At 70.8% G+C, this 7,331-nt stretch carries 7 protein-coding genes and 1 pseudogene; 4 read left to right on the forward strand and 4 right to left on the reverse strand.

Translation table 11 applies throughout. The features are described 5' to 3' along the window. Positions 1 to 151: 151 nt before the first annotated feature. The 3 genes from ACIF8T_RS25540 to ACIF8T_RS25550 all read right to left on the reverse strand — a co-directional run bounded on the left by ACIF8T_RS25540 (position 152) and on the right by ACIF8T_RS25550 (position 3,917). Positions 152 to 2,491 carry a chitinase C-terminal domain-containing protein gene (locus tag ACIF8T_RS25540; RefSeq protein ID WP_400038406.1) on the reverse strand — a complete coding sequence of 780 codons (2,340 nt, stop codon included), beginning with the start codon at positions 2,489 to 2,491 and terminating at the stop codon, positions 152 to 154. A gap of 212 nt (positions 2,492 to 2,703) precedes the next feature. Further along, the gene (locus ACIF8T_RS25545) at positions 2,704 to 3,057 is read right to left on the reverse strand and encodes a hypothetical protein (protein WP_400038407.1); all 354 of its coding nucleotides are present in this window, start codon (positions 3,055 to 3,057) and stop codon (positions 2,704 to 2,706) included. A 92-nt stretch (positions 3,058 to 3,149) separates the two neighbouring features. Then, positions 3,150 to 3,917 carry an SDR family oxidoreductase gene (locus tag ACIF8T_RS25550; RefSeq protein ID WP_400038408.1) on the reverse strand — a complete coding sequence of 256 codons (768 nt, stop codon included), beginning with the start codon at positions 3,915 to 3,917 and terminating at the stop codon, positions 3,150 to 3,152. Between the two features lie 90 nt (positions 3,918 to 4,007). Here ACIF8T_RS25550 and ACIF8T_RS25555 point away from each other — a divergent pair, with 90 nt between their 5' ends. The 3 genes from ACIF8T_RS25555 (at position 4,008) to ACIF8T_RS25565 (ending at position 6,363) form a co-directional block, all read left to right on the forward strand. Next, positions 4,008 to 4,616, forward strand: coding sequence for a TetR/AcrR family transcriptional regulator (locus ACIF8T_RS25555; protein ID WP_400038409.1), 609 nt, complete (start codon positions 4,008 to 4,010; stop codon positions 4,614 to 4,616). 322 nt (positions 4,617 to 4,938) lie between these two features. Then, positions 4,939 to 5,334, forward strand: a complete 396-nt coding sequence (locus ACIF8T_RS25560; protein WP_400038410.1) for a MerR family transcriptional regulator — start codon at positions 4,939 to 4,941, stop codon at positions 5,332 to 5,334. A 105-nt stretch (positions 5,335 to 5,439) separates the two neighbouring features. Continuing rightward, a complete protein-coding gene (locus ACIF8T_RS25565; protein ID WP_400038411.1) occupies positions 5,440 to 6,363 on the forward strand; it encodes an NADP-dependent oxidoreductase in 924 nt (307 codons plus the stop codon). A 126-nt stretch (positions 6,364 to 6,489) separates the two neighbouring features. Here ACIF8T_RS25565 and ACIF8T_RS25570 read toward each other — a convergent pair. Then, positions 6,490 to 6,824: pseudogene (locus tag ACIF8T_RS25570) on the reverse strand (chloramphenicol phosphotransferase); the annotation flags it as partial. Positions 6,825 to 6,856: 32 nt separating this feature from the next. Between ACIF8T_RS25570 and ACIF8T_RS25575 the strand changes: the two are divergent. Beyond that, positions 6,857 to 7,240, forward strand: coding sequence for a hypothetical protein (locus tag ACIF8T_RS25575; protein WP_400038425.1), 384 nt, complete (start codon positions 6,857 to 6,859; stop codon positions 7,238 to 7,240). Positions 7,241 to 7,331 lie beyond the last annotated feature (91 nt).

Here is a 7,331-nt window from a genome sequence, read left to right on the forward strand (position 1 = left end):
CGGCAGGTTCTCGGGGCGGCCGTCGGTTTCCGGGACGGGCGCGGAACACGCCACCGGAATCCCCCGGGTCGTCCCTGTTCATGAACGCCGATGTCCGCGGCCCCGCGGCGGACGAGGGCCGTCCTCACCGCCGCGGGGCCGGGTCGCCAGGTCAGCAGGCGCCGAGGTCCTGCCACACCCCCCATTCACCGGTGGTGCCGGGCTCCTCGCCCTTCGTCCACCACCTGGCCTTCCACGTGTGGCCCTTGTGGGACACCTGCGTACCGCCGCCGTACTCCGAGGCCGCACTCCACGCGGGCGCCGTGCAGGCGCCGGGCGTGGGGGTCGGTGTCGGGTCGGTCGGGTCGGGCGAGGGGCCCGTACCCGAGCCGGGCTCGACCACGGTGGTGCCGCGCGCCAGGTTCCCGGCGAGCGCGTACGTCGTGCCGGAGATGTTCACCGTCCAGTTCCACGGGGTGGACACCGGCAGGTAGTAGTTGAAGGACAGGTCCACCGACGCGCCGGGCGCCAGCGTCTGCCAGGCCGGCAGCTTCAGCGAGACGCGGTGGAAGTCGCCCTTCAGCCCGCCCACGTTGGACCCGGTGTGGTCGCTGCTGATCACCTTCGTCCCGAAGCCCGACTGGTCGGAGGCGTTGCCCGGGGCCGCGGTGGAGTAGTCGAACTGGAACTCCGTACCGCCGGGCAGCGTCGTCCTGGTGTTGTTGGTGATCTTCACCTTCGGGGTGATCGGGTAGTTGGAGTCGCCGAGCTTGAACTCGCCGAACTCGACACCGATGTTCACCGCCTTGGCCGGCAGCGCCTTGTTCGACACCTTCGCGCCGTACGGAGTGGCGGACTTGAACTTGTCGTACATCAGCGAGGTGAGCGTGGAGCCGGGCCCGTACTGGCCCTTGGCCGCGTTCCAGGCGTAGTCGCCCGCCAGTTCCCACACCATCGTGCCGCCGATGCCGCGGTCCACGACGTAGTCGGCCTTGGCGGCCACCGACTGCTCGTCCTCGGTGGACAGGAACACCTTCTTCTCGGCGTTCCACAGCCACGGGGCGACCAGCGTGGCGTCGTACTTGCGGGCGTAGGTGCCGGTGAGCCTGGTGTCGGCAGGGAAGCCGTACTTCGTCACGTAGTCCCCGACGATGCCCTTCTCCAGGTTCTTGGCGTGCCACATCGGGTTGGAGCCGGCCGGGGACTCCTTGCCGTTGTCGTCCTTGTCGTGCCAGAGGTTGTCGATGCCGACGGCGCCGTCACCGCACTTGGTCAGGCCGGAACCGGCCGGGCAGGTGGCCGCCGCCGCCTTGCCCCACAGGCCGTCCGTGCCGCCCTGGACGTTCTTGTGTCCGCGCGTGTAGTACGGCAGGCCGATGTTGATGCGGCCGGCCGGCATGGAGCCGCGGAAGTAGTGGTACGCCCAGTCGGTGTTGAGGTAGCCGATGCCGCCGTACTGCTGGCTGCCGTAGACGTTCGCCGCCGCGAGCTCCGCGTCCCTGCCGTCGTCGAAGAGGGAGGCGTTCGGGCCGACGTACTCGTTCCAGGCGCCGTGCAGGTCGTAGGACATGATGTTGACGTAGTCCAGGTACTTCTGGACCTGGAAGGTCTCCATGCCGCGCAACAGGTAGCCGGAGGAGGGGGCCGCCACCGAGAGCAGGTAGTGCTTGCCGTCGGCCGCGCCCGCGCGGTCCAGCTTCTCCCGCAGCGTCTTCATCAGCGCCGCGTAGCCCTTGACCAGGCCGGCGCGGCGGGGGTTGGCGAAGGACCAGTCGAGCGGGTTGCCCGCGTCCTTCATCGTCGTCGGGTACTCGTAGTCGATGTCGACGCCGTTGAAGCCGTACTTCCGGATGAAGGCGACCGCCGAGTCCGCGAAGGTGTCGATGCCGGCCTGGTTGACCGAGCCGTCGGCGTGGGTGGCCATCGCGTAGAAGCCGCCGGAGTCGACACGCTTGCCGCTGTCGTCGAAGTAGCCGCCGGTCTCCGCCCAACCGCCCACCGAGATCAGCGTCTTGACGTCCGGGTGCTGCTTCTTGAACTTGTTCAGCAGGTTGAAGTGGCCCTTGTAGGGCAGCGCCGGGTCCATCTCCGCGCCGCCGGTCCCGGGCCAGGTCATGCCGGTGGCGGGGTTCGCGGGACCGTCCGCGCCCACGGAGATCCTGTTGCCGCCGTCGATGTGGGCGAAGGCGTAGTTGAGGTGGGTGACCTTGTCCCAGGGGATGTCGGAGGCCAGGTAGGCGGGGGTGCCGTCCTTTCCGGTGCGCCAGCCGGTGAAGTAGCCGATCACCCGGCGCTGGTGGTCGGCGCCCATCTTCTCCCGGCCCTCGGCGTCGTAGACCGAGCAGTACGGGACGTCGACGCCGGGCGTCTGGTAGAGGCCGTCGGGACGGCAGGACTCCTGGTCGGCGGCGTGCGACACGGTCGCCGGGAGGCCGGCGAGCAGCAGACCCGCGACGGCCCCCGCAGCGGCGAGCAGGGCGGGTCCGGCCCGGTGACGTGAGGGGGACAGCACAGTCGGTTCCTCTCCACGGAAGTTGCCCAGACCCTAGAGAGGACTAGACCACCAGTCAATAGGTATGGACCAATGTGAAGGGCGGTCGCCCGGGCGGGAGCAGGACGCGGGGCGCCGCCGGGTGCGGCCGGCCTCCCGGCGGCGGATGTGCCCGGCGGACGACCGCGCCCCCGAGGGCGTGTCTCCCCAGGGGCGCGGGCCGGAGCCGGCACTCAGGCGCGGAGCAGCAGCTCCAGTTCGGCCGGCGGGGTCCGGGTGTCCGCGGGCCCGGACGGCGTGCCGTCGAGGTCGAAGGCCCACCGGTGGGAGGGGGCGCAGCCGAACGTCTTCTCGGAGATGGCCGGCAGGGAGAGCTCGGCGCTGTCCGCGCAGTCCCAGATCAGCGCCAGACCCTGCCGGTCCTCCGTCGGGTCGTCGATCCACCGGCCGTCCCGCAGGCCGGGGAACTCCCCGGTGAGCGGAACCCGGACCTTCGGGCGGGTGCCGTCCTCTCCGGACGAACCACGCCGGGCGGTGCCGGGCGCGGCGGGGCGCTGAGCGTCCCACCAGGCGATGACGACGTGCATCGGGCCTCCAGCTGCAGAGTGTCTGTCGTGCGTGTGGTCACGGTGTCCCCGTTGACACCCGTACGTCGCTCGGGTCCCGCTCGGGCGGGCGGTCAGAGCTGGGAACCGCCGGTGGCGTCGACGATCTGCCCGGTCACCCAGCGCCCGTCGTCGGAGGCGAGGAAGGCGACGACGCCGGCGACGTCCTCGGGGCGTCCGACCCGGCCGAGGGCCGACAGCTCGGCCGCCGACGTCTCGGCGGCCTCGTTGCCGCGCAGCCAGGAGGCGTTCATGTCGGTGTCGATGATGCCGGGCGCGACCGCGTTGACCGTGATGCCGCGGCCGCCGACGGCCTTGGCGAGAGTGAGCGTGAAGGCGTCGACGGCCCCCTTGGTCATGGCGTACGCGATGATGTCGGTCAGCGCGATCCGGGTGGCCCCGGAGGAGATGTTGATGATCCGGCCGCCGTCGCGCAGGCGCTTGAGGCCCTGCTGCGCCAGGAAGAACGGCGCGCGCATGTTGACGGCGACGGCCTCGTCGAAGACCTCGGGGGTCGTCTGCTCGATCTCGCCGCGCGGGGTGATGCCGGCGTTGTTGACCAGGATGTCCAGGCCGGCGTCGTCGGAGTGCTCCAGGACCTGGCGGTCGTAGCCCTCCCAGAGGGTCTGCACGTCGCCGGCGACCCCCAGTTCGGCCTGCACCGCGAACGCCGCGCCGCCCTGCGCCCGGATGGCGGCGACCACCTCGTCGGCGGCCGCCGCGTTGCGCCCGTAATGCACGGCCACGAGTGCCCCGTCCCGTCCGAGCCGCTCGGCGATCGCCCGCCCGATGCCCCGGCTGCCGCCCGTGACCAGCGCCTTCTTGCCCGTCAGCGTACCCATGGTCCTTCCCTCGCAGAGATTTATGTAGCGATGACTACGTTTCACTTGACCCTAGCACGAATTCCATAGTGATCGTTGTAAAATTTGCGCATGACGACGAAGCGCGGACGACCGCGGAGTTTCGACCGGGACGCGGCACTGGCCCAGGCCACGCTGCTGTTCTGGCGGCACGGCTACGAGGGCACGTCCATCTCGGACCTGACCGCCGCCATGGGGATCTCGCCGCCGAGCCTGTACGCGGCCTTCGGGGACAAGCGCACGCTGTTCACCGAGGTCGTCGACCGCTACGGCGACACCTTCGGCGCGTTCATGAACAAGGCGCTCGACGAGGCCGAGGACGCCCGCGCCGGGTTCGCCCGGATGCTCCGGGAGGCCGCGGTCTCCTACACCGACCCGCAGCACCCGGCGGGCTGCCTGGTGATCAGCGCGGCGACCAACTACTCCACGCAGACCGCCGACATCGAACAGAGCCTGCGCGGACGCCGGGTGGCGAACGTGAAGTCCTTCCAGCAGCGGCTGGAGGAGGCCAGGGCCGACGGCGCGCTGCCTCGGGAGACGGACACCCGCGCCCTGGCGGTGTTCTTCGCCGTGGTCGTCCAGGGCATGTCCCAGCAGGCCCGGGACGGGGCGAGCACCGAGGAGCTGCTGTCCGTGGCCGAGTACGCCATGGCGGCGTGGCCGCAGCCGGCCGCCTCCTGAGCCGGCGGGGCCCGCGGCCGGCCCGCGCGGACCCCGGCGTCCGCCTCACACCCGGTGCTCCAGCCGTAGACGTGGATCTTCATCCACCGCTTCTTGCCCCTACGGGTCAGGCTTGGGCCCAGGCGCCGACCACGAGGAGCCCAGCACGGCCGAGCAGGCGTGCCTCACTGTCGGCGTACCGAGAAAGGTGCTCGGGCGCGTACGGACGAACGTGCTCAGTCGTGGGACCGGGACGACAACCCTGCGGCCGTGGCGGTGTCCACGGGTGCCCATGACTCGCCGGCGGTCCGAACCTGGAGTACGCGCGCGTAGGCTTTCAGGAATGCGGATCGGCGAGCTGTCCAAGCGCACGGGCGTGAGTCCGCGCTCACTGCGGTACTACGAAGAGCAGGGCCTGCTGACCAGTTCACGCTCCGATACCGGGCAGCGTCACTACTCCGATGCCGCGGTCCAGCGCGTGTCGCTCATCCGGCAGCTGTTCGACGCGGGTATGTCCAGCAGGGTGATCGCGACTGTGCTGCCGTGTGTGGACGTCCCGGGTGACCTGGGCGTCGCCGAGGAGACGTTCACGGCGATGATGCGCGAGCGCGACCGGATCGACGCCGACATCGCGCACCTGATCGAGACCCGGGATGCGCTCGACGTGCTGATCAGGGCCAACAGCCGGCACCGGGCGGAGCTGTCCACGGCCCCGGAACCGGTGGAGCAGTCGGCCTGACGTGTGATCTGCGTCTCAACCGGTTGCCCCTGACATCGATGTGAGAGGTGAGGATGGCTGCAGAGCCCGGAATCACCGGGTCGATCACACGGGAGGCGGCAGAAGATGGGGCAGGCGTGGGGTTTCGGCAGATATGGCGGGCCCGAGGTGCAGGAGTTCTTCGATCGTCCCGATCCCGTCCCCGGTCGCGGTGAGGTGCTGATCCGGGTCGACGTGGCCGGCGTGAATCCCCTCGACCACGTGCTGCGCTCGGGTCTGGTCCCCGGGCTCGACGGCGGGCGTCCGTTTCCCCGCGTGCTGGGCATGGAGGCAGCAGGAACCGTTCTCGCCCTGGGCGAGGACGTCGACGGGCTCGAGGTGGGTGACGCGGTCTTCGGCTTCGCACTCACCGGTGGCGGCACCTACGCCGAGACGACGGTGCTGTCCGCGCCGAACACCGCGCGCATCCCGGAGGGTCTGTCCGCGACCGCGGCGGCAACGCTGCCGGTGGCCGGGACGACCGCGGTGGACGTGCTCGACCAGCTCGGCCTGCCGCCCGGTGCCACGGTCCTGGTCAACGGGGTCGGGGGCGGGGTCGGCCTCGCCGTCGCCCGGCTGGCCATCGGGCGCGGGCTGCGTGTGCTCGGCACCGGCAGTACCGCCAAACGCGAGCACGCCGAGGCCATCGGGGTGCGGTTCATCGACTACACCACCGGGGACGTCGTCGCCGCGGCACGCGAACTGGTTCCGGACGGCTTCGACGGGATCGTCGACCTGGTCGGAGGCACCTCGCTGCGGACGGTCGCTCCACTGGCCCGGGATCCACGCCAGGTCATCTCCGTGGGTGACATGTCTGTGCCCGATCTCGGCGGGCGTTTCGTCGAGCGTCGCGTCGACCGGGAGAACCTGGAGCGGTCGGCCCGGCTGGCCCTCGACGGAGTCCTCGCACCCGTGATCACCGCGGTCCACCCGCTCTCCGACGCCCCGGCCGCCCTCGCCACCGTCGAGAACGGTCACACCGCGGGCAAGGTTGTCATCAAGGTGGCCTGAGCAGTGCCCGGCCGCCTGATGCCGTCGACCGTCCACTGCGGACTGACGAGAGCCCGTGGTCAGCGCGTCATCGACCGAGCACGTTCACCGGTACGGGGTCGAGCACGTTCAGGCGTACGCCGACACTCACGCCATCAGCGGTTCCTGGCCAACCGCCAGGCAGCGTCGGCGGAGGCGAGTGAAGGCGGCGGGGCTGGGGCGGTGCGGGGAGGAACTCCTTGATCTGCTGGGCGCATTCGCGTGGGCTTGCCGCGCTGGTGTCGCACTCCAGGTCGTGGTCACCGTGGCCGTGAACCAGGTCGTACCGGTGCGCCGCGAGGCCCGGCGGGCGGTCGCCCCGGGCCGGCTCGCCCCGGGCCGGCTCGCGGCGGGCCGGCTCGCGGCGGGCAGCGGACGCCGACGAACAGCACCTCCTCGGGCCGCAGCACTGCCAGGCAGCCGAGCGGCCGCCACCGCTCGCTGCTTCGCCACCCAGCCGCAGCTCGTCCGACAGATGACCGAACGTGCCCTGGACGCGGGTGCCACGGCCGCGTGGGCGACCGGCCACGAGGTGTACGGCGACAACCCTCACCTACGCGCCGCCCCGGAGAAGCGACAGCTCGGCTGCGTACTCGCGGTCTCCGGCACCCACCGCCTGGCCACCCCGGCCGGACCCCGGCCGATGACGGGACCGGCCTTGACGAACCGGTCCCGCTCACCTGCAACGAGATCCAGCGCCTGTTCACCGCCCTGCTCGTTCGGCCTGCCCACGACCTCGCGCACCGATGGCGCTGGTCCGCCTGGCGACGACGCCACCAAGCCCGCGCCCGCCGCAGCCACTGCCGCCGCCAAGTCGCCCTTCAGCCATGAAGATCCACATCTACGGCTGGAGCACTAGTGTGATGCGCCTGAAATCGCAGGCTTAAGTCTGTAGCCTGTTTTCGTGTCTCGAGGTCCTCGTGCTGTCGAAGTCGTGTTGTCCGATGAGG

Source organism: Streptomyces sp. NPDC085946, assembly GCF_044540485.1.
Lineage (GTDB): Bacteria > Actinomycetota > Actinomycetes > Streptomycetales > Streptomycetaceae > Streptomyces.